Genomic DNA, 22854 nt, shown 5'->3' with positions numbered 1-22854 from the left:
ATTTACGTAAGTTGAAATAAACTATCGGCTTTAGAATGAGTCTAACCTATAAACATACCAAACAATAATGAAAAAAGGATTTTTGATAATAACAGCACTGTTTTTTGTATGGAGTGCTATGGCACAAGACAAAAAAGCCGAGGCCATATTAGACGCCATGAGTGCAAAATATAAAGCTCTGAAGACTTTCAACGCCAACTTTACTTATGGTGTAGAGGGTGCCAACATGAAGCTCAGCAATGTTTTTACTGGAAATGTTACCGTAAAAGGCAATAAATTCAAGCTAAAAACCGCAGGACAGGAGATATTCAACAACGGTAAAGACATTTATACATATGTTAAGGAAACCAATGAAGTGAATATTTCGGACTTCAACCCTAACGATGACAGCGATTTTTCTCCTACCAAAATATATAGTATCTACAAAAAAGGCTATAAGTACATTTTCAAAGAAGAAAAGAAAGAAGGAGCAGCATCATACGAAGTAGTTGAGCTCTCGCCAACATCAGGCAAGTCTAATGTGGCCAAAATACAAATATCTGTAAACAAGAGCGATAAGAGTATAAAAACTTGGAAAGTTTGGGATAAATCTGGTAAAAAGACGGTTTTTAGAATCGACAAATTTGTGCCAAACGTACCTGCAGCCGATGCCCTTTTCACTTTCGACAAGGCAAAATATCCCGGAGTGGAAGTGGTGGATTTGCGTTAATCACTCCTTCAAAAGTATTAGTAAAACACTTAAGCTCCCGTCAATTCTTTGTTGATGGGAGTTTTTTTGTGGGCTTAAAGGTTCAAGTAAATTATAATTGCTCTCAATCTTCCCAAATTTTGCAAAATATTCTCGATTGGTTTTCAACCATTTGTCTTTAATTTTTTGAGCTAAATCCGCTTTACCGTACTTTTTTAGAGCTTCTATGGCAAAAAACTGAAACTCGGCAGTGCCTATTTCTGAGCCATTTAACTCATTTACCAATCCCGCTGTTTTCAAAAAGTCCTTCTCAAGTTTTTGAGCTACCTTATCAGCTTGTTTCTGATCTGACAACCCGACCAAAAGCGGAAAAACACCCGCCAAAGTTGAAGATTCCCTTTGTTTTTGAGTCATGAAATCATAATCAAAATAAAAACCCTTGCTTTCGTTCCAAAAATATTCGTTGAAAATAGCTTTTCGTTTTTCGGCTAACAAAGCAAAGCTTTTCGCATAATCATCTTTTCCTTTGGCTTTATATACCTCGCTCAAAGTAGTTTCCATGAAATATAAGAGGGCATTCAGCTCAACTGGTAAAATATCGGCGGTTTGGGTAAGACCGGAATTTGAAAGCCATCTTTTCCCTTCGGTCCATTCGGATTCATGAGTTGCTCGCAGGTTTTCGTAAAAACCCTTTGTGGTTTTTCCTGAAATAGAAATTTCAGCCATTGGAACATTTTCCTTGTCGTAATATCTATTCAAAAGATTATTGTTGGGCAAAAATGCTACTTTTTGAAACGACTTTTCGCCCCTACCTTGTGCTTCTTTTTGTTTCGAAACTTCTTCCTTTGACTCCGAAGACATCCAATATTGGTATTCCCGCATAAGTTGTGTACCAAAAATCTCCAATTGTTTAGGGTCCTTTTCGGCAAGTTTTTTTATCATCAATGCAAACACTGGCGGATTGCTTCTCGACATATAATAAGTTCGATTTCCTGCAGGCACATGTCCAAAATCTTGGATAAATTGGGCATTGTTTATAGCCTGATTTACGGCCAGTGTATCTTCCTTTATTGACTGTAAAGCTCTTATTATCACATAACTACGGAAATAATTTGACTCTTCGAATTTACCTCCTCCAACAAAGTAGTTTTTTCGGGTCGGAATAAGTGAACCATTGTCATCATTTGGCTCTCTTTTTAGTGACAATAAGGTGGTTTCAAGGTATTTCTCAAAGTCTAAGGTCGACTTTTTTTCGTCAAAAGCATAGTTCGGCAAATTGAAATTTTCGATTACAAATTTCTTTAAATCAAATCCTTCTGTTGACATTTGCTTTTCAAATTTTAGCAAAATACTGTCTGCCTTAAACTTTGGAGTGGCATCGGCAAAAACTTTAGAATCCTCAAAGATTTTTTGTTTTTGAACCTCCACAAAAAGCTCTCCCCATTTCTTATCGGGAGCTTGATACTCTTTTTTAGTAACCGTTTCGCCACATGAAATAAGTAAAAAAACCAACCCGAAACACAATAAAAGTCTCATCTTGAATCATTTATTCATAAAAAATGGCATCTCTAGTGTACAAAGATGCCATTTTCTGATATTTCCTAAAATTTTAATATCTCTCTAATCCACTAAAGAAAAACGCACTTTCTATAGCCGCATTTTCGTCAGAGTCCGAACCGTGAACAGCGTTTTCACCTTTTGATTTGGCGTAGGCTTTTCTTACTGTTCCTTCAGCTGCCTCTGCTGGGTCTGTAGAACCTATCAAGGCTCTGAAGTCTGCAACGGCATTTTCCTTTTCCAAAATCATAGCTACGATAGGACCTTCAGACATCATTTGGCACAGTTCACCGTAAAAAGGACGCTCGGCATGAACTTCATAAAATTTTCCAGCCTGAGCTGCTGTCAGTTGCGTTTTTTTCAGGGCCACAATTCTAAATCCACCCTCTTCTATCATTTTCAAAATTCCTCCTACATGGTTATCTGCCACCGCGTGTGGTTTTACCATGGAGTATGTTCTATTATTCGGCATGTTAATTTATTTTTTTGCAAAAATAATACATTTTAGCTGTGTTTTTACAAGTTCTATTATTTGTAGCAACTAGAGTTTTTAAAGAAATAGCTTCGTAAATTGCGAACGAATTGAAAAATAATATGGTAGAGTATTTTACGGACGACAAACAGAAGCTGGATTTATATTTAGATTGGACCAAAAAAGCTAAAAATATTGTAATCACGAGTCACCAAAATCCTGACGGCGATGCCTTTGGTTCGGCTTTGGGACTTTGGAACTATCTCAAACAATTTGATATCGAGAAAGTAACTTTCATCAGCCCTACAGATTATGCCGATTTCATAGCGTGGATGCCTGGTGTTCCGGCTATCGTGGTTTATGATAATAAAAACAAAGCACTTGCCAACGAACTCATTGCCGAAGCAGACTTAATTTTTTGTACAGACTTTTCGTCGGGTTCTCGAATGAAAGATATGAAAGACGCAGTCTTGAATTCTTTTTCCAAGAAAATAATCATAGACCACCACGAACAACCTGAAAGCTTTGGAGATTTACTATATTGGAACGAGCACGCTTCGTCCACTTGCGAGCTTATATATCAAATGATTGTTAAACTAGGGCATGAGTCTATGATTGACCTTGATGTAGCCACATGCTTATATACAGGCCTTTTGACAGACACCGGCTCTTTTAAATATCCGGCCACTACGCCCGAAGTGCACAATATTGCGGGAAAACTTTTGGCCAAAGGCGTGGTACCTTCATCTATAAATAGGAGTCTTTTTGACCAAAACGATTTCGAGAAGCTCCAATTTCTTGGCTATGTGTTGAGCAAAAAAATGACTTATTTGCCTGAGTACAGAGTTTGCTATACTTCTATCTCAGAAAAAGAATTAAAAAAATACAATTCCAAAAACGGCGACACCGAGGGAATTGTAAATTACGGTTTGTCCATCGCGGGCTCAGTAATGTCTGCCATTTTTATTGAAAAAGAAGGACTCATAAAGATTTCATTTAGATCTGTCCATGATTTTTCGGTGGCTGATTTAGCCCGAGATTACTTCGAAGGTGGTGGTCATAAAAATGCTGCCGGAGGTAGGTCAAATCTATCTCTTGAAGAAACTGTCCAAAAATTCTTAACTTTGCTCCCTTATTTAAAATCTCAATTAGAATTACAACCAAATTAACATTTTTATAATCATAAAATACAAACAGATGAAATTTACATTTAGCGTTTTGACAATCCTCGCTGTTTTAGGCTTGGTTTCTTGTGACAAGTTCAAGGTAACCACCACCAAAGACGGTGACAGATTGCAAATCCACGAAAAAGGGAAATCGGGCAAAGTTGGTAAAGACGGAGATATTATTTCTTTTGATTTAATTATCAAAACCGCAACTGACTCTGTGATTAAAGACAGTTACAAAGAAGGACAAGCCTTCATTGTTCCTATTCAAAAAGGAGCGTTTAAAGGTTCTTTTGAGAATGCACTTTATCACATTGGCGAAGGTGATAGCACCACGGTGTTAGTAAACGCTGACTCATTGTTTAAGCTAATGGGACAACCACTTTCGCCGGGAATTGCAAAAGGAAGCGATTTGAAGTTTATCGTGAAAATGCACAAAGTGCAAACAAGAGCCGAATTTGACAAAGAATTGGCAGATAAAAAATCTCTTGAACCAAAAACTATTGCGGATTTTGCGGCCAAAAGCATGAAAAACGCTCTAAAAACTGCCGAAGGAATATACTACACAGAAAATAGTGTGGGTGCCGGGGCAACGCCAGTAGATGGACAAACCGTAGTAGTAGAATATGTAGGTAAGTTTATGGATGGCAAAATATTCGACCAGTCAAATGGTCAGCCTTTTGAGGTGCCACTAGGTCAAAGCAAAGTGATTCCAGGTTGGGAACTTGCTCTGAAAACAATGAAAAAAGGAGGCAAAAGCACATTTGTTATTCCTTCGGCATTGGCCTATGGTGAGCAAGGTGGTGGTCCAATTCCTCCTAACACACCTCTAGTTTTTGATATTACATTAAATGATATCAAGAAATAATAACTTGAGTTTATCGTTCTTTATTTTTAAATAGTATTTGAAATGTTTTTATTGAAAAGGTTCGCGGTTTTAATAGTATCAAGTGTTTTATTGTCCTCTTGTTTAGGAAAGTACGTCGAAACTGACCTTGACGTTTTGGCAAAAAACGAGGAGTTGAAGATGGTAGAATATGGTCAGACCAACTCTTTGACACTTACCAAAAACGCGTCTACAGGTATATATTACAACATCTCAAAAACCAACAGTGCAGGCTTGGCCGTTTCGTCGGCTTATGACTTGCATGTGGCTTATTCTTTAAAAACTATTGAAGGCAAAGAAATCGTAAAAAAAACAGCCGCTGACTCGGCCATGTTCAATTTCTACACTACTCAGGCTTTCGACGGATTCAAATATGCCTTATTGCTGTTAAAAGAAGGAGAAAAGGGTACATTCCTGATTCCTTCTTATCAGGCTTACTACGAAAACCCTCCCGCTGGAATTGAGAAATACGCAGTTATCGTGGCCGAAATAGAACTAATAGACTTGCTGTCGGAGGACGATAAAATCAATAATTACGTAAAAAAGAAAGGCCTAACAGTTACCGAAAAAACAAGCTCTGGCTTACGTTTTATTCGAACGAATGCAAAAACCACTAACGATTCTCTGAAAACGGGTGATAATGTAACTGTGAAATACAACGGAATGTTCCTAAATGAAACCAGCTTTGATAGCGGAACATTCGGTGTGGTTATAGGCTCCTCTTCGGCCATAGCGGGATTTACCGAGGGATTTCAAAACTTAGAAAAGGTGAAAAGGCTAGAATTATTTTCCCTTCTTCTATAGGTTATGGCACCAACGGAAGTGGTTCCATACCGCCTTATACCCCATTGATATTTGATATAGAAGTACTTACCGTAAACGGGAAGTAGTCTTTGTATTTAATTTAAACACTGAAAAAGACTCGGCTTGGCCGGGTCTTTTTTGTTTTTGGTTATTCGAAAACCCAGATTTTAAGCATAAAAAATAACAACTCGAAGCCCGAGTAGTCATTTTTACTAAAATTCTTTTATTTTGCAGATATTTTATATTAATTTTGCACAGTTATTAGACAATAGCAACAAATTAATAAGTATTTATAGATAAAATACCTTTTTATGAAATCAGAAAATGCATACGTTCCTTACAAAGTGAAGGACATCTCTTTGGCCGAGTGGGGTCGTAAAGAAATACAATTGGCCGAAGCAGAAATGCCAGGTTTGATGGAAATCAGAAAAGAATACGGCCCATCTAAGCCATTAGCAGGTGCAAGAGTAGCCGGATGTCTACACATGACTATCCAGACGGCCGTTTTGATAGAAACATTGGTAGAACTAGGAGCCGAGGTTACTTGGTCTTCATGTAACATCTTCTCTACACAAGACCACGCTGCCGCTGCCATAGCTGCCGCTGGTATTCAGGTTTACGCTTGGAAAGGTCAAACAGCCGAAGAATTTGACTGGTGTATTGAGCAAACCTTGTTCTTTGGCGAAGAAAAACAACCATTGAACATGATTCTTGACGATGGCGGTGATTTGACTAATATGGTTTTTGATGTTTATCCTGAGTTAGTAAGTGGCATCAAAGGTCTTTCTGAAGAAACTACTACCGGAGTTCACCGTCTTTACGAAAGAATGAAAAATGGTACTTTATTGTTGCCAGCTATCAACGTTAACGACTCGGTTACAAAATCGAAATTCGATAATAAATATGGCTGTAAAGAGTCATTGGTAGATGCTATCCGTCGTGCTACTGACTTGATGTTGGCTGGTAAAGTTGCTGCTGTGGCTGGATACGGCGACGTAGGCAAAGGCTCAGCTGATTCACTAAGAGGTGCAGGTTGTAGAGTATTGGTGACGGAAATTGATCCAATATGTGCTTTGCAAGCAGCAATGGATGGCTACGAAGTTGTAACCATGGACGAGGCTTGTACAAGAGCTCAAATATTTGTAACAGCAACAGGTAATTACAAAATCATCAGAAGCGAGCATTTCTTGAAAATGCGTGACAAAGCCATCGTTTGTAACATCGGCCACTTCGACAATGAGATCGACATGGCTTGGTTAAACCAAAACTATGGCAGCACCAAGAATGTAATTAAGCCACAAGTAGATATGTATACAGTAGAAGGTAAAGACATTATCATATTGGCAGAAGGTAGATTGGTGAACTTGGGTTGTGCAATGGGTCACCCATCATTTGTGATGTCTTGCTCATTCTCAAACCAAACTCTTGCTCAAATAGAACTTTGGACCAATACTGCGGCTTATGACAAAAAAGTTTATGTGTTGCCAAAAGCATTGGACGAGAAAGTTGCTGCTTTCCACTTGGCTCACGTGGGTGCCAAATTGGATACGCTTTCAAAAGAACAAGCTGATTACATAGGCGTTAATGTTGAAGGACCTTTCAAGTCAGAAATGTACAGATACTAATAAATATTGTTTTTTAGACGAACCATCCTTACTTTTGGTGAGGATGGTTTTTTTATTTTATGTTGAAATTCGAGCGAGCACTCACAGACGAAAGTCTGAATCAAATTCTAGATTTACAAAAGCGAAATCTCAAGAAATATTTGTCAGAGACCGAAAAAGAATCTCAGGGATTTGTAACGGCCGAGCATACTTTTGAGCAATTGAAAAAAATCAATCTCTCTGAGCCATGTGTTGTAATTACTGATAATAATATAGTTGTCGCCTATGCCATAGCTATGGTCGAAAGTGCTGCCCAAGACATGCCCGTTTTTAATGAATTGTTCTCTACCGTGGCAAGTTTAACCTACAAAAACCGCCCCATGACCGGGTACAATTACATTTTCGTCGGTCAACTTTGTATCGACAAAAACTACAGAGGCCAAGGTTTGGTAGAAAAACTCTACGCATTTTATAAAGAAGAGCTAAAGTCTAAATACGATTTTGCCGTAACCGACATAAGCGAACATAATCCCCGTTCACTAAAAGCCCACCAAAAAAGTGGGTTTGAAGTGATTCATACGTTTTATGACAGTTTTACAGAAAGTAATTGGAATATTGTGATGATGGATTTTCAAGATTAAAACCATAAAATTACTCATTGAACATACACATTTTTCAATCTAATCCGTGTTAATCAGCGTTACTTGTTCCGATAGCTATCGGAATGTCATCTGTGGGCCATCAAACCAATCATTATCACATATTCCTAACAACTAGCCACTTTTAGCTACAAAACCACTACTTTTGCAAACCATTTTAGTTTTAAGGATTTTTGATGAAGAAAAAAATTGCCATATTGGGTTCAACGGGTTCTATCGGAACACAAGCCTTAGATGTAATAGCTGCCAATAGCGATATCTTCGAAGTAGAAGTTTTGACCGCTCAGTCAAATGCCGATTTACTCATTGAGCAGGCCGTTAAATTCAAACCAAACGTGGTGGTTATTGGTGAAGAAACGCTTTACGACAAAGTGAACGCAGCCCTTGAACCATTAGATATTAAGGTGTATTGTGGTCAAAAATCCTTGGCTTCGGTGGTAGAAAATGAAAATATACATACCGTTTTAACAGCCTTGGTGGGCTATTCTGGACTAATACCAACCATCAACGCCATAAAAGCAGGAAAACACATCGCTTTGGCTAACAAAGAAACCTTGGTGGTTGCTGGAGAGATAGTTACAAAACTGGCCATTGAAAATAAAATCGATATTTTACCGGTAGATTCTGAGCATTCAGCTATTTTCCAATGTTTGGTTGGTGAATATATAAATCCTATCGAAAAGATTATACTAACGGCATCAGGTGGACCATTTAGAGGAAAAGATAGATCTTTTCTTAAAAATGTAAAAAAAGAACAAGCCTTAAAACATCCCAACTGGGATATGGGGGCAAAAATAACCATCGACTCAGCTAGCATGATGAACAAAGGTTTGGAGGTTATAGAGGCCAAATGGCTTTTTGACCTTAAGCCAGAACAAATTGAAGTCATAGTCCATCCACAAAGTATAGTCCATTCCTTGGTGCAGTTCGAGGACGGTAGCATAAAAGCACAATTAGGTCTGCCAGATATGAAGTTACCGATTCAATATGCACTCGGTTTTCCGAGAAGATTAAAGTCTGACTTTCCGAGGTTTGATTTTATAAATTACCCAAATCTGACTTTCGAAAAACCAGACTTAGAGACATTTAGAAACTTAAGCCTTGCTTTTGAAGCACTCAAAAAAGGTGGAAACATGCCCTGCATACTAAACGCCGCCAATGAAGTTGCGGTGGATGCGTTTTTGAGAGATAAAATAGGGTTTTTAGAAATGTCAGACGTCATAGAGTTCTGCATGCAGACGATTAATTTTATAGAAAAGCCTTCTCTGGAAGATTACATAGAAACCGACAAATCAACAAGACAAGCAGCTTTAAACAAAATAAAATAACATGAAGACAAAAGAACCTTTTCACGTAATATATGAAGATAACCACCTGATAATAGTTAACAAAGCTGCGGGTGTGTTGGTGCATGAAGACATCACCAAAGATAAAACCCTAGAGGATTATGTAAAAGAATACATAAAAGTAACTCATAATAAACCAGGCGATGTTTTCTTGGGTACTATTCACAGACTCGACAGGCCTGTAAGTGGAATTGTGGTTTTTGCAAAAACCTCTAAGGCTCTTACAAGAATGAATGAGATTTTTAGAAAAAGACTGGTTCAAAAAACCTATTGGGCAATTACCTACAAAAAACCTGAAAAAAAAGCAGGCAAACTGGTACATTGGTTAAAGAAAGATAGCTCCTCTAACACCGTAACAGCTTACGACACAGAAGTACCTGACTCACAAAAAGCCGAACTTACTTACCGATACATGGGTAACATTAATAAATATCATTTGATAGAAGTGAGCCCAATTACTGGCAGACCGCATCAAATAAGGGTTCAGCTGGCATCTCTAGGGTGTGCCATCAAAGGTGATGTGAAGTACGGTTCGCCAAGAGGAAATCAAGATGGATCGATAAATCTTCATGCAAGACGTATATATTTCATACATCCCGTAAAAAACGAGCCAATAATTTGTAGAGCGGCCGTTCCTGAGCAGCCGTTCTGGGAAGAGTTCCTGAGTCTCGACGACGAAGAAATCAAATTAGGAAACCTCGGCTTTGTTCATTAAGAAACAACTTCTTGTTTCTCAAGAATGTCTGACGAAGCCTGCTCAAATGTTTTCTTAACACCCTCGAAAGCACCAGTAATAATTCCTAATGGAAGTATCAATGGCATAAAAATTAGCCATTGAACGGTCATAAAAAAATTTATTTTCTTCATAATGGTTGGTTAGGTACGCTTATATTTGAAAGCACAAGGAACTTATTACAAAAAACGTACCATATGTCAGTAAAGTAAAATAAATTATTTGAATAATCCTAATTTGTTGTTGCTTGGTATCAAAAAAATTATAAATTTTTTAGAAATCAAGTTCAATAAAACCTATTTATCTAGATTTTAAACACTTAAGGGTTGATTCTTTTACCAATATTAATAAAAAGATTTAGTATTTCTGGCAAATTAAAAATTTTTTTATTGAATAAGGATGCCTTAACCGAAATCAACCCGACGACTCGTAAGTTTTCCATCAGCCAGTTGGACGGATATATTTCCATGGAATAACCATAAGCAAAAAAGTCTACCTCAAAAGAAGTAGACTTGTATATCTAGGGTTAAATAAATTGATTTAATATTTCCACCTAACAAAGGCCTCCATAGCTTGATATTCGGCTAGACCTAGTTTGTTATAAAGTTCTGCTGTGGTAGCGTTTCGCTCCTCTGCTCTTTGCCAAAACTCACGGGCATCTGAACCTTGGAAAACCACGCCATCTTTTTGAGATTGATGCTTGAATATACCCAAGCGTTTCTGAATAACCTGGTCGGGACTCATCGGTACCGCCATTTCTATCTCATGAATTTCCCACTCAGCCCATGCACCCCTGTATAGCCAAACCCAACAATCCTTCATGAAGTTTTTGTGCTTGAGTTCCTTCACTGCATCCATAATGGCGTCTAGACACACTTTGTGAGTTCCATGTGGGTCGGCCAAATCTCCTGCTGCGTATATTTGATGAGGTTTGATTTTTTCAATCAACTCTTTGGTTATTTCTATGTCTTTTTTACCGAGCGGTGCTTTCTGTACTTGACCAGTTTCATAAAACGGCATATTCATGAAATGTGCGTTTTCGACCGGAATTCCAACAAATCTACAAGTGTTTTTGGCTTCTCCTTTTCGGATTAAACCTTTCACATGTCTAACTTCCGCTGTATCCAATTCACTATCTTTTTTGTTTAAAAGAAATGATTTCGCATCTTCAAAAATCTTGGTGGTCTCGTCGTTATTAATACCAAACTGACGATTAAAGTCAACCACAAAATCTATAAACCTGATGGCCTCATCATCAGAAACGGCGATATTTCCAGAGGTCTGGTACGCCACATGTACTTCATGGCCTTGATCTACCAAGCGTTGGAAAGTTCCACCCATAGAGATGATATCGTCGTCAGGGTGCGGACTGAAGATAATTACTCTTTTCCTTTCTGGTAATGCACGCTCTGGTCTATTGGTATCATCAGCATTCGGTTTGCCACCTGGCCAACCCGAAATAGAATGCTGCAATTGGTTAAATACCTCAATATTTATTTCATACGCTTGGCCGTAACCTGCCAAAAGGTCTGACAAACCATTGTCGTTATAATCTTTGTTGGTCAGTTTAAGAATCGGTTTCTTAAGATCTAAAGCCAAACTGCAAACAGCCTTCTTGGTCATTTGACTGTCCCAAGTGACGTCTTCAACTAGCCATGGTGACTTCATTCTTTTAAGTTCTGAAGCAGCCGCGGTATCTACAACAAAAAGCACATTGCCATGACTTTGTAAATATGAAGATGGATTATGCTCCGAAACCGATCCCTCCACGGCGTCAGCTATCATTCCTGCTTTTCTCTCTCCCCAGGCGAGCAATACCACTCTTTTAGCCTGAAGTATTTTAGACACACCCATTGTAATAGCCTTCTTTGGTACTTTTATGAGTTCTCCTCCAAAATCCATAACGGCAGCAGCTCTTGTGGAATGATCTAACATCATCAAACGAGTTTTGGAGTTTATCAGTGAGCCAGGTTCGTTAAAACCTATGTGACCGTTACCACCTATACCCAAAAGCTGAAAATCTAAGCCGCCCAAACTGTCGATTTTTGCCTCGTAACTTTTACAAAAATCCTCTATTTGGCTCTGAGGAATATCTCCGAGCGGAATAAAATAGTTCTCTTTTGGAATATCCACATGGTCAAACAATTGCTCTTTCATGAACCGCCAATAACTTTGAATGGCATCTGGCTCCATCGGGTAATATTCGTCGAGATTAAACGACACCACGTTTTTGAAACTCAAGCCTTCCTCCCGGTGTAAACGAATAAGCTCGGCATAAACCGTCTTTGGCGAAGACCCAGTGGCTAAACCCAAAACACAGCTTTTACCTTCCCTTTGCTTTAATTTTATCAATTCCGCGATTTCATGAGCAACAGATTTTGAAGCTTCACGAGGATCAGTAAAAATCCTAGTTGGTATTTTTTCGTATGCAATGGGTTCTTTGAAAAGAGGACTACTCATGATGAATCAATTAGGTGTTTTTTTTACAAAAATAAAGCAATTATTAATTAAACAGGCACACTTATTAAAATAATTTAAAAAGTGATTAATCAATTTAGAACAATAGAAAGATTTTATAGTGACAATTTTATAAAAAATAGATTCAAAAACTATTTATTTAAGTTAAACGTTAGAAATACATTCCTCAGCGATTATAAAGAATCCAAATATTTAAAGATGTCATACTTTACAAAACCTTTTAATTTTAAGCACTTTCTATTTTTCCTTTTCGTTTTTGCCACAGCTAATCCATGCAATGCTCAAACTAATTTTACAATAAGCGGTAAAGTAAGTGATGCCAAAAATGGCGAAGGCATGATAGGGGTAAACGTGTTTTTGAAAGAACTTAAAATAGGTGCAAGTACCAATGTTTACGGTTTTTACTCCATCACGGCACCACAAGGAAAATACACACTTGTTGTAAGCTACATAGGCTACAACTCTGTTTCAAAAGAATATACGCTAGACAATAATCAAACACTGAACTTCGAGCTCACTGAAGAAGGAAAGCTTCTTGATGAAGTAGTAGTGACAGGAAAACGAGAGGATGACAATGTGAAAAATGTGGAGATGTCGGTGAATAAAGTGGAAATGAAAACCATCAAAAAGATGCCCGCATTTCTTGGGGAAGTAGATGTTATAAGGAGCATACAGTTTCTACCCGGTGTAAGCTCCGTTGGAGAGGGATCATCTGGCTTTAATGTGAGAGGTGGCGGAATAGATCAAAACTTAGTTTTACTGGACGAGGCCCCTGTCTATAATTCCTCCCACCTGTTCGGATTCTTCTCGGTTTTTAACCCCGATGTAGTGAAAGACGTTAAACTGATAAAAGGAGGAATACCTGCCACCTACGGAGGAAGAGTTTCTTCTATATTAGACGTAAGAATGAAGGAGGGAAATTCGAAAAAACCTGAATTCTCGGGTGGATTGGGAACAATTTTCTCAAGATTTGCTTATGAAAGACCATTCCTAAAAGAAAAAGGAAGTTTTATAGTCGCCTTGCGAAGATCATATATCGACATTCTGGCAAAGCCATTTCTAAACTCCGACTTGAAAGGGTCAAGATTCTACTTCTATGATTTTACGGCCAAAACCAATTACAAAATAAACGACAAAAATACTATTTTTCTTTCTGGCTACTTCGGTCGGGATGTGTTCGGAGCTGACTTTGGATTCAACTGGGGAAACTCCACCACTTCTTTTCGATGGAACCATGTTTTCAACAATAAATTGTTCCTGAACACAACCGTCTTTTACTCAAACTATGACTACTCACTCGACTCTGATTTGTCAAATGAAAATGACCAAGATTCTTTTGAATGGAAGTCCAACATATTGAATTACAGCATAAAACCTGATTTTAATTATTATCTAAACTCCAAAAACACCATATCCTTTGGAGGACAAGCAATCTATTACACTTTTAATCCTGGACAAGCCACTGCGGTTTCGGGTGGGCAATCTCGCTCCATTGGCTTAGATAGTAAATATGCCATGGAATCGGCTCTGTATGTTGGTAATGAGCAAAAACTGACTGACAAACTTACTCTTAACTATGGCCTGAGGTATTCTTTCTACAGCTACATGGGACCTGGAACGGTTTACACTTTTAATGAAAATACTACACCTGGAGAGAGAAAAGCAATAACCTCAACTCGAACGTCTGAAAAAGGAGAAGCCATCAAAAACTATGGCAACTTGGAGCCAAGAATTGCCCTGAATTTAGGAATAAACAACAGCACCTCTATAAAACTAGGGTACAATAGATTGGCACAGTACATTCATTTGCTCTCTAACACCGTGGCTTCGTCACCTCTTGACGTTTGGACACCAAGCAGTAACAACATCAAGCCGCAACTCTCCGATCAAGTAGCTTTGGGCTTATTCAAGAATTTTTCTGAAAACCTTTACGAAAGTTCCGTAGAAGTTTATTACAAAACTCTAAAAAACCAGATTGATTACATAAGAAATGCGGATTTGTTACTTAATCCAGCAGTTGAGGGCGACCTCATGTACGGTATCGGTAGAGCTTATGGTGCGGAGTTTTTTGTGAAAAAAAATAAAGGCAAACTTAATGGTTGGGTGAGTTATACGCTAGCACGAACAGAAAGAAAAATTGATGGGCTAAATAACAACGATTGGTACGCCAGCAGAATTGACAAAGCCCATAATATATCGGTGGTTGGAATTCTTGACTTGACCAAAAAATGGTCTATGGGTACAACGTTATCCTTCTCCAGTGGCACCCCGGCAAGTTTCCCGACCAATAAGTTTGCGTGGCAAGGAATTGCACTTCCTCACAATTATACCGATGATAGAAATACTTATAGAATTCCAAACAGCCATAGACTGGACTACTCAGCTACCCGTAAAAATAAACATGCTTTGTTTGGCAAAGGCGAAAGTGAGTGGGTGTTTTCGGTATATAATGTTTATAACAGAAAAAATCCTTTTTCGGTGTATGTGCGTCAAAATCCTGATGACCCTTCCAAAACTGAGGCAGTAAAATACTCGGTTTTTGCCGCTATTATTCCTGCAGTTACATACAATTTCAAATTCTAAAAAATCATGAAAAAAATATTATCAATACTTATAGTCTCCGCTGCTCTATTTTCTTGTGAAGAAGTAATAGATTTAGAAGTAAAGGACGGAGTAAATCAGCTAGTAGTAGATGCTTGGCTTACTGACGAAGACAAAGAACAAAGCGTGAAACTAACTATTTCGCAGCCCTATTTTGAGGATGCTGCCCCCAAACCAGCGTTGGGTGCAGAGGTAATCGTATATAACCAAGACAGCACCGCCCATGTCTTTACCGACCCAAACAACGACGGTGTTTATACCTATAAACCAAAAGCTGGAAAGTTTTTAAAAGAAAACGAGCAAGTGGCATTAGCTGTAAAATATGAAAATGAGCAGTATTATTCCCTCTCCCAGCTCAAAAGGGTCCCAAAAATAGATTCTATTGCGTATGAGGTATTTAGTTTCCCAATTGCACCCCCGAATGGCGGCCCGAAGGATGGTTTTCTTGCACAATTTTATGCCAATGACCCCGTGGGTGAAGGAGATACTTATCTGGTAAGGTCTTACAAAAACGATACTTTGAGGTTTAAACCTACAGATATTACACTGGCCTACGATGCTGGATTTTCGCCAGGTTCAAAGTCCGATGGTCTGATGTTTATTTTGCCTATCCGACAATCGCTGAACCAAACTTTGTTTTCGGACAAGGATAAACTGAAAGTAGAATTGTTTTCTATTCCTACAGAGGCTTACTACTTTCTGCTGCAACTAAGGCAGGAATCTTCTAATGGAGGAATATTTGCTACGCCGTTGAGTAACATACCTACCAACATTATTAATCTGAACAGCAAGTCAACAAAAAAAGCTTTGGGTGCCTTTTTTGTTTCAAAAGTAAGCACCTTTGAAACTGTGATAGACAAAAGTAAGGCTAGACCGAAGCAGTAAGAACCGAGGTCAAGCAACTTATTTCTTTGCCAATAAAGCTAAAAGACTGGCTAATTTATCTTTAAGGTCTTTGCGGTCAACGATAAAGTCTAGAAAACCGTGTTCGAGAATAAACTCGGCCGTCTGGAATCCTTTCGGGAGGTCTTTTCCAATGGTTTCTTTAATGATTCTTGGACCAGCAAAGCCAATCAATGAGCCGGGTTCGGCTACATTGAAGTCGCCTAACATAGCAAAGGATGCCGTTACACCACCGGTAGTTGGGTCGGTCAAAAGTGATATGTAAGGAAGTTTTGCTTCTTCTAATAGGGCCAATTTTGCTGAAGTTTTGGCCATTTGCATCAATGAAAATCCAGCCTCCATCATTCTGGCTCCGCCAGACTTTGAAATCATCAAAAATGGCGTTTTGGTCTTAATGGCGTGGCTAATTCCGCGGGCAATTTTTTCACCAACCACCGAGCCCATTGAGCCGCCAATAAAGCCGAAATCCATACAGGAAATAGTTACCTCCTTCCCATGCATTTTGCCATATGCAGTTCGACAAGCATCTTTAAGTCCCGATTTTTCTACGGTAGTCTTAATACGATCAGGATAAGCCTTGGTATCCACAAACTTCAAGGGATCGCCCGAAATCATATCTTTGTCTAATTCCGTGAAAGCCCCTTCGTCAAACAAGAGGTTAAAATATGCCTCTGAACCAATTTTGTCGTGATAGTTGCAATGAACACATGTAAAGGCATTTTGCTTGTGTTCACGGGTATGCATTACGTTTTTACACTCAGGACATTGATACCAAAGTCCGTCAGGAGTTTCGCGTTTGAGCTCAGTAGGAGTGTTAATCCCTTTTTCAGTTCTTCTAAACCAAGACATAAAATGGTAAGATTTTGGAGGGGCAAATATAAAAGAAATTTTATGCTCGAAATGCAGAAAGCTGGTTTTTTATTTGAAAACCACTGAAGCTCTTAATAATATTTTAGAAGAAAAATAATCTGCAAAAAGTATTGATTACCAAATTAATTTAGAAAATTTCTTCGTCGTTTTTGAAGTATTTTGTGCCCTCTACCCCGCCATAATAAATCACCTTGGCTTTTCCTTGTTTTTGGCCAGCAATGTAGTCAACTGTTAATCTATCGCCGTTTCTATAAATGTAGGTACTTTGGTAGCCGTGCATTTTACCTTGGTAAAATCCTCCAATGTATTTATCCCCATTTTTAAAGAAAAGTGTGCCTTTTCCATTATATAAACTGTTAGCAAACGAGCCTTCGTATTTCTTTTTACCGTCTTTGTAATATTCTACACCCTGACCATGACGTTTACCCATGTGCCAATTCCCCTCAAATTTTTCAGACGTTTTAGAATTAATAGCTACACCAAATCCCTCAAGGCAATTGCCATCAACGCAGCCCTTTTTACGAACTGGCAACGTCTCCGGGTCGTTGGATACTGTAGTTTCAATTATAATTTCATCCATGACTTTTTCAGCCGGAACCTCTGGCTTTCTTTCTGATTTATTCCCTTGAATGTCAGGGTATAACTCACGAGCATTCATGTAGCCCTTCTCTATTGACTTCAGCCTCAAACTTCTCGGAGGATGTGTTGAGGTGGTATATTCGGTGGTTAAACTCGCTATAGCCGATTGGGCTTCCTTCAGTTTTGCACCCATTTGATACATCACAAAGCCCGAAAACTCATCCGCCTCCAATTCTTTTTCATGCTCTGAACCGCCTTGTTTGATGGTATGTCCTTGCAAATGATGCCCTATTTCGTGTGCCAAAATACTCAAAGCCCCCCAGTCTGTTTTTGTTACGTTGCTGAGTTTGTTAATAAACTTGGGGTCATAAACTATCAAACGCTCGCCATTTCGGGTTGCGGCAAAGCAATTATCGGTATTCGGGCATTCCATCACATAAAAATTCTGCTTTAAGCCCGAACGTCTCACAATGTTTTCTATGGCTTTGCTAACCTCTGGTCGAGTCGAAAACGCCACCCAGTTACAAATTTCACGCTCGTTTATAGCTTGGCCATAATAGTTTTTACCGACTATAATTTCGGAATTGTTTTGGGCAAATGAAAAATGTGAAACTACTGCAAAAAGCAAACCTGTGAGAATGGCCTTCATTTATAGAATTTATAAGTATTGGAGAGAAACGAAATTTCTAGATAAAATAATATTCAAAGGTAGTTTTTGTTTTATGTAATCAAAAAAAAGCACAAAATATTAGCTGAATCTCTACCTGAATCTTTAGATTTATTGTCCCTCAACCCGATTTTCTCAGTCGATAGAAAGTCAAAAAAATCAAAATATGTGTCAGATTTTCTCAATAATTGATAGTTTTGTTATTAAATACCTATGATAATAAAGAAACGATGGAAAACAACCCCATTCAAAGTCCCTTTGATGTGTGGAGAAATGGCCATTCTGTATATAAGATTGCCTATTCTAATCATGAAACAAGTTTTGTAAAGCAGCTCATTCCCGAAATTGCGGTAGGACTGAATGTGTTCGACATATTTCAAATTCTTCAATCGAGATTCGGAACTGATAAACTTGGACAAGCTCTTAACCCGAGTGTTACCTATCCTAGTCCGCTAAAAGGCCAACAAAACGGCGACTGGCTAAAAACCAGCAATATGGTTGGTGTGAATATTCGGACAATTGGCAATTTCTTTAACCTTATAAAATATTTACTAACTACAGGCAGCGGCCACGATTCCATTCATATTTTGCCCATTTGGGAGCCTGGCGTAGTGTCCAGTTTGTATGGTAAAATAAGCTGGAATATCAACCCCGAATTTTTTAGCGAAGAATTAAAAAATGCCATCCCAAGCCTCGATACTGTAGAAAAACAACTGAAAGTGGTGACGAACTTAATCCACATGATGGGAAAATCGGTGGGATTGGATGTAATTCCGCATACCGATAGGTTCTCGGAGTTGGTGTTTTTGCATCCACAAATGTTTGAGTGGGTAAAACGAAAAGAGCATACCATTTTAGCAGTAAATACCCAAAATGGGCTTGAAGTAGAAGATATTATTTGGGCATATTTAAACCAAAATGGCACAGCTAATGGCAGTTTGATTTCTTACAGCAAATCGGTATTTTTTGATTTCAAGAATCCGATTCTTAGCGAACAACAAAGGCTCGAAATTCTGTTTGGGCGGGTTGATGAGCGAGATAAAAGACTAAGCAGGAGACTTGAGATGATGCAACAGTTGCTCTACCATGGCCTAGAAACCCTACCTGTAACGATGGCACCGCCCTACAGAGGACTGCATTTGGTAGAGAAAGACTTCATTTATGACAAAATGGGCAACAAATGGTACAACTACCAATTTGATAGGCCCGAAGCCATGTCTAGGGTGTTTGGGCCACTGGCCAGATACAAGTTTTATCATGCAGAACATAATCAAGAGCTAGAATTTGACAATCCAAACGTACCCGCTTGGGAATACGTATGTCAGAAATATTACGAATGCCAACAAGCTTATAACTTTGATTTTATGCGTGGCGATATGGCACATGTGCAGCCAAGGTCAGGAGGTGTTCCAAGCGAAATAGGTGAGTTTTATGACCCGCTGAAAGCAATCAAAAACTATATAGTAGCCAATGGCGTAAAGCATTTCGGATTTTTTGCAGAGACCTTCATCGCTCCACCCGACACCATGGGTTATGGTAACGAAATAGACCACCTAGAAGCCATAGAAGCCGACAGTACGCTTGGGGACCTTCAAGCCTCGCCGGTAGGTTCAGATGTGTTTATGACTCAGTTAGAGGAATATATTTCGTTGGCCGAAAATAGAAAATTCGCACCAAATTTCACGATGATTACGGCCGACAAAGACGACCCCAGATTTGATGAATTTTACAAAAAAGGCAATCATTTGAGATTTTTTGTAGGGCTTTTCTTACCTATTCTTCCTTCCTACATGTCTTTGGGCTTTGAATGTCGCAACGCACACCTCGAACGTGGTCTGAACGAAGAATATACCAAACTCTACGTTTTTCAGATAAACGACGACGCCGAAACCGATAAAGTGACCCACGGACCTTTTATTTGGGGCAAAAACTACGGCCTTTTTGCTGAATTAGAAAAAATGAAGCTTCTATTCGAAACCATCCAAAAAGAAACCCAATTTGCAGATTTTAAGTGGATTTCAAAGCCGTCTAAAACCAATTTTGTGGCTGAATGGAGCGTTGGGAATTATTGCTTTATGGTTAATTTTCATCCTGTAGAAATGCTTTCTTTTTCTGAAAAGGATAATTTCGAGCTTGTCTATTCTTCTGTTGATTTTGTGGCGGAGCACGAGTGTCGGGTATACAGAAAGAAATAATCCTTTAGATTTTATCCAATCTTAAAAATAAAGTTAATAACAAACATGCAGAAATAGAAGTACTTTTAATGCCGAGCCAAACCATCGGAAAGTTTGAAAGAAATGTTGATAAAAACGTTGTTTTTGATAGAAAGGATTATGGTGGATTTATGGATAAAAAACAGGAAATTCGGATTAAAATAGCTCCTGAATTAAGTTTATGACACTCAGAAATCAAAAGCTGAGAAGTTTAAAAAATTTCCAATTCTTATTTTTTTAAATATTGTTTAAAAAAATTCGTTTTCTGGAAAGATTTTTGCGGCTTTAAACATCATAAAACTTATTAAAATGAAATACTTAAGTCTATTTTTAACTCTAGTAATTTTTGCCTGCACAAAAACTGAAACCTTAACACCTACAGATTCAGTATCGGTACCAGATTTAGTCTCTAACATAGTGAAAACTGAATTTCCAGATGCTACTGATGGAAAATATGAAGAAATTGAAAAACAAAAACTTTGGGAATACCGATTCAAATGGAAAGCCAAAGACATGGGTCTTGTTATTAATAATTCGGGAATAATATCTGAATATTCTAAATTTCTAACCAATGCCGAGCTTCCAGCCTCTGCTAAAGAGTTTATTGATAAAAACTATCCCGGAAGTACGGTAAAGTCAGTTATTGAAAACCTCGACAAAAACAAGGCATCTGATGGTCATAAAATACTGATATTAACCAAAGAGGGTTCATATATAACTTTGGTTTTTGATGCCAAAGGAACTTTGGTGCTTCTTATGGTGCTGCCTAAAGACGCTAAGGAAGTAAATACTTCAAAAGACAATGCAAACAAGGCGGTTATGGTTTCGGAAGCGGATCTTCCAACTGCTATTAAAACGGCCATTAAAACCAAATTGGGAGATTATAAATTTATCAAGGCATTACTCCTAAAGCAAGACACCAAAAAAACATATACGGTTGTCGTAAGCAAAGACTTGACTGTTTATGAGTTGGTTTACAATGAAGATGGTACATTAATAAAGGAGTCTAGCTCAGGTCAAAAAGACAGTAGTAATCAAATAGTTGAAATAGCCGAAAAAGATCTTCCAGCAGACATCAAATCTTTATTAACTAAAGAATTTGCCGGATATCTCTACCAAAAAGGAACCGTTTATAAAAAAGATGGAAAGATTGCTTATTATCAAATAATAGTTAAACACAATGGCAAAGTTCTAAATTTAAAATTTGACGACAAGTTTAAATTAATTGCTAAATCTGAATTGGGTACTGTTATAGCTGACGCCGCTACCACTAAAGTAGGTGATGAAAAAGATCTGACTAAAGAAATAGTAACTTACCTAGCTACCAAACATAAAGAGTACAAGGTGCTTAAGGTGCTCATTAAAACACAAAGTGAAGGTAAAACTTTTACTATACTCATTTCAGCCGACAATATGCTTTACGAATATGTTATGGATGATAAAGCCAAAACCGTTAAAGTAAATAGTACGGGAATAAATGATACTATGATTTCTATAAAAGAGATAAAAGTGACAGACCTTCCCGCTAAGGCAAAGGAATATCTAGATAAAAAATATTCGGGATATGTTTATCAAAAAGGTACAAAGTCTGTTGTTGCTGAAAAACTGGTTAGTTATCAGGTGATTATCAAACTTGGTACTGACCTTTATTTTGTGACATTTGATGGAGAAGGCGGTTTTCTAGCCGCTAGAAAAGGATAAACATAGTAGGTTTCCTGTGAAACATTCAAAAAGAGGTTGACTGATAAGTAGGCAGCCTCTTTTTTTGGGTAAAATGTCTTGTCCTGAAATAGCGATACACAAAAAAGTATCAAAATGGAAGAACGAGTAAATTATGTTAAGCGTAGTCAAAAAGATTACAGTATGAGTTTAAAGCTTCAGATAGTTCATGAAGTTGAACGTGGAGAAATTTCAATTCGTGGAGCTCAAAGGAAATATGGGATACAAGGTAGAGCGACAATTACAGTTTGGCTGCGAAAATACGGTAACTTTGATTGGGAAAATCAAACGCCATCTCATATGCCGAAAACACCTGAGCAAAGAATAATGGAGCTTGAGGCTAAGGTTAAGCTTTTAGAAAAACAAAGAGCTTATTATGAACATTTAGCCAATGTTTCAGATAAAAAAGCAATCATCTTTGATATGATGATAAATTTAGCTGAAAAAGAATATCAAATTGATATCCGAAAAAACTCCTCACCCGAACAATCGATCAATTTAGACAAGAAGAAAACCAAACCTTGAGTTTTGCCTGTCATTTGTTCGGGATTGATAGACAGGTGTATTACAGGAGTATAAAAAGAAAGGAGGTCAAGATTTTTAAAGCCGAAGTAGTTGTGGATATGATATTAGAAGTTAGAAAAACGATGCCAATGATTGGTGGCAAAAAGTTATACTATATCTTAAATAAAGAGCTACAAAGTCTTGATATTGGCAGAGATAAATTCTTTGCGATAATGAAAGCAAATCATCTTTTTATTCAGCCAAGACGCCGTTATCATGTAACTACAAACTCTAAACATCGGTTTAAAAAGCATGATAATCTAATCCTAAATATTGATATAAAAAGACCAAATCAGGTTTGGGTTTCGGATATCACTTACATTGGAAGAAGAGAGAAACCAAGGT

The 22854-nt window shown here is 38.0% G+C and carries 19 protein-coding genes and 2 pseudogenes; 15 read left to right on the top strand and 6 right to left on the bottom strand.

Going from position 1 to position 22854, the window contains the following annotated elements; translation table 11 throughout:
- The first annotated feature begins 67 nt into the window (after positions 1-67).
- Positions 68-709, top strand: a complete 642-nt coding sequence (lolA1, locus tag EGI31_RS22565) for an outer membrane lipoprotein periplasmic chaperone LolA1 (RefSeq protein WP_255039455.1) — start codon at positions 68-70, stop codon at positions 707-709.
- Here the strand turns inward: lolA1 and EGI31_RS22560 are convergent, their stop codons facing one another.
- Together EGI31_RS22560 and EGI31_RS22555 are read right to left on the bottom strand one after the other, a co-directional pair.
- Positions 710-2224, bottom strand: a complete 1515-nt coding sequence (locus tag EGI31_RS22560; protein WP_255039454.1) for a trehalase family glycosidase — start codon at positions 2222-2224, stop codon at positions 710-712.
- Positions 2225-2297: 73 nt separating this feature from the next.
- On the bottom strand, positions 2298-2717 hold the full coding sequence (locus EGI31_RS22555) for a nucleoside-diphosphate kinase (RefSeq protein ID WP_255039453.1): 420 nt from the start codon (positions 2715-2717) through the stop codon (positions 2298-2300).
- A gap of 110 nt (positions 2718-2827) precedes the next feature.
- Here EGI31_RS22555 and EGI31_RS22550 point away from each other — a divergent pair, with 110 nt between their 5' ends.
- From EGI31_RS22550 to EGI31_RS22520, 7 genes and pseudogenes are all read left to right on the top strand, one after another.
- Positions 2828-3886 carry a DHH family phosphoesterase gene (locus tag EGI31_RS22550; protein WP_255039452.1) on the top strand — a complete coding sequence of 353 codons (1059 nt, stop codon included), beginning with the start codon at positions 2828-2830 and terminating at the stop codon, positions 3884-3886.
- 28 nt (positions 3887-3914) lie between these two features.
- Positions 3915-4751 carry an FKBP-type peptidyl-prolyl cis-trans isomerase gene (locus tag EGI31_RS22545; protein WP_255039451.1) on the top strand — a complete coding sequence of 279 codons (837 nt, stop codon included), beginning with the start codon at positions 3915-3917 and terminating at the stop codon, positions 4749-4751.
- Between the two features lie 42 nt (positions 4752-4793).
- Positions 4794-5659: pseudogene (locus tag EGI31_RS22540) on the top strand (FKBP-type peptidyl-prolyl cis-trans isomerase).
- A 225-nt stretch (positions 5660-5884) separates the two neighbouring features.
- Positions 5885-7198: an adenosylhomocysteinase gene (ahcY, locus tag EGI31_RS22535; RefSeq protein ID WP_255039449.1), complete on the top strand. Its 1314-nt coding sequence runs from the start codon at positions 5885-5887 to the stop codon at positions 7196-7198.
- A 59-nt stretch (positions 7199-7257) separates the two neighbouring features.
- Complete coding sequence (locus EGI31_RS22530) at positions 7258-7818, top strand: GNAT family N-acetyltransferase (protein ID WP_255039448.1); 561 nt, start codon at positions 7258-7260, stop codon at positions 7816-7818.
- A 194-nt stretch (positions 7819-8012) separates the two neighbouring features.
- Positions 8013-9164, top strand: coding sequence for a 1-deoxy-D-xylulose-5-phosphate reductoisomerase (locus EGI31_RS22525; protein ID WP_255039447.1), 1152 nt, complete (start codon positions 8013-8015; stop codon positions 9162-9164).
- A gap of 1 nt (position 9165) precedes the next feature.
- Entirely contained in the window at positions 9166-9897 is a 732-nt protein-coding gene (locus EGI31_RS22520; protein ID WP_255039446.1) for an RluA family pseudouridine synthase, read from the top strand.
- Here the strand turns inward: EGI31_RS22520 and EGI31_RS22515 are convergent.
- Positions 9894-10049 carry a hypothetical protein gene (locus tag EGI31_RS22515; RefSeq protein WP_255039445.1) on the bottom strand — a complete coding sequence of 52 codons (156 nt, stop codon included), beginning with the start codon at positions 10047-10049 and terminating at the stop codon, positions 9894-9896. The genes EGI31_RS22520 and EGI31_RS22515 overlap by 4 nt on opposite strands.
- Positions 10050-10455: 406 nt before the next feature.
- Positions 10456-12375, bottom strand: a complete 1920-nt coding sequence (gene nagB, locus EGI31_RS22510; protein WP_255039444.1) for a glucosamine-6-phosphate deaminase — start codon at positions 12373-12375, stop codon at positions 10456-10458.
- A 216-nt stretch (positions 12376-12591) separates the two neighbouring features.
- Between nagB and EGI31_RS22505 the strand changes: the two genes are divergently transcribed.
- Together EGI31_RS22505 and EGI31_RS22500 are read left to right on the top strand one after the other, a co-directional pair.
- Positions 12592-14976: a TonB-dependent receptor gene (locus EGI31_RS22505; protein WP_255039443.1), complete on the top strand. Its 2385-nt coding sequence runs from the start codon at positions 12592-12594 to the stop codon at positions 14974-14976.
- Between the two features lie 6 nt (positions 14977-14982).
- Entirely contained in the window at positions 14983-15879 is an 897-nt protein-coding gene (locus EGI31_RS22500; RefSeq protein ID WP_255039442.1) for a DUF4249 domain-containing protein, read from the top strand.
- Positions 15880-15897: 18 nt separating this feature from the next.
- On the opposite strand, the gene accD is transcribed toward EGI31_RS22500, so the two are convergent.
- Both accD and EGI31_RS22490 read right to left on the bottom strand, forming a co-directional pair.
- Positions 15898-16746, bottom strand: a complete 849-nt coding sequence (gene accD, locus EGI31_RS22495; protein WP_255039441.1) for an acetyl-CoA carboxylase, carboxyltransferase subunit beta — start codon at positions 16744-16746, stop codon at positions 15898-15900.
- Positions 16747-16894: 148 nt separating this feature from the next.
- Positions 16895-17995, bottom strand: coding sequence for a M48 family metalloprotease (locus EGI31_RS22490; protein WP_255039440.1), 1101 nt, complete (start codon positions 17993-17995; stop codon positions 16895-16897).
- Between the two features lie 248 nt (positions 17996-18243).
- Between EGI31_RS22490 and EGI31_RS22485 the strand changes: the two genes are divergently transcribed.
- From EGI31_RS22485 to EGI31_RS22470, 5 genes and pseudogenes are all read left to right on the top strand, one after another.
- Complete coding sequence (locus tag EGI31_RS22485; protein ID WP_255039439.1) at positions 18244-20208, top strand: alpha-amylase family protein; 1965 nt, start codon at positions 18244-18246, stop codon at positions 20206-20208.
- A gap of 8 nt (positions 20209-20216) precedes the next feature.
- Positions 20217-20411: an Rdx family protein gene (locus EGI31_RS25510; protein ID WP_374760709.1), complete on the top strand. Its 195-nt coding sequence runs from the start codon at positions 20217-20219 to the stop codon at positions 20409-20411.
- A 124-nt stretch (positions 20412-20535) separates the two neighbouring features.
- Positions 20536-21927, top strand: coding sequence for a PepSY-like domain-containing protein (locus EGI31_RS22480; protein ID WP_255039438.1), 1392 nt, complete (start codon positions 20536-20538; stop codon positions 21925-21927).
- Positions 21928-22041: 114 nt separating this feature from the next.
- The gene (locus tag EGI31_RS22475) at positions 22042-22470 is read left to right on the top strand and encodes a helix-turn-helix domain-containing protein (RefSeq protein WP_255037341.1); all 429 of its coding nucleotides are present in this window, start codon (positions 22042-22044) and stop codon (positions 22468-22470) included.
- Positions 22467-22854 (top strand): annotated as a pseudogene (locus EGI31_RS22470) (IS3 family transposase); the annotation flags it as partial. The gene EGI31_RS22475 and the pseudogene EGI31_RS22470, both read left to right, overlap by 4 nt.

The sequence above is a fragment of the Lacihabitans soyangensis genome, from assembly GCF_024343775.1.
In the GTDB taxonomy this organism is placed as follows: Bacteria; Bacteroidota; Bacteroidia; order Cytophagales; family Spirosomataceae; genus Leadbetterella; species Leadbetterella soyangensis.
Note: the sequence above shows the minus strand (reverse complement) of the source record. Positions and strands in the feature narration are given on the sequence as shown.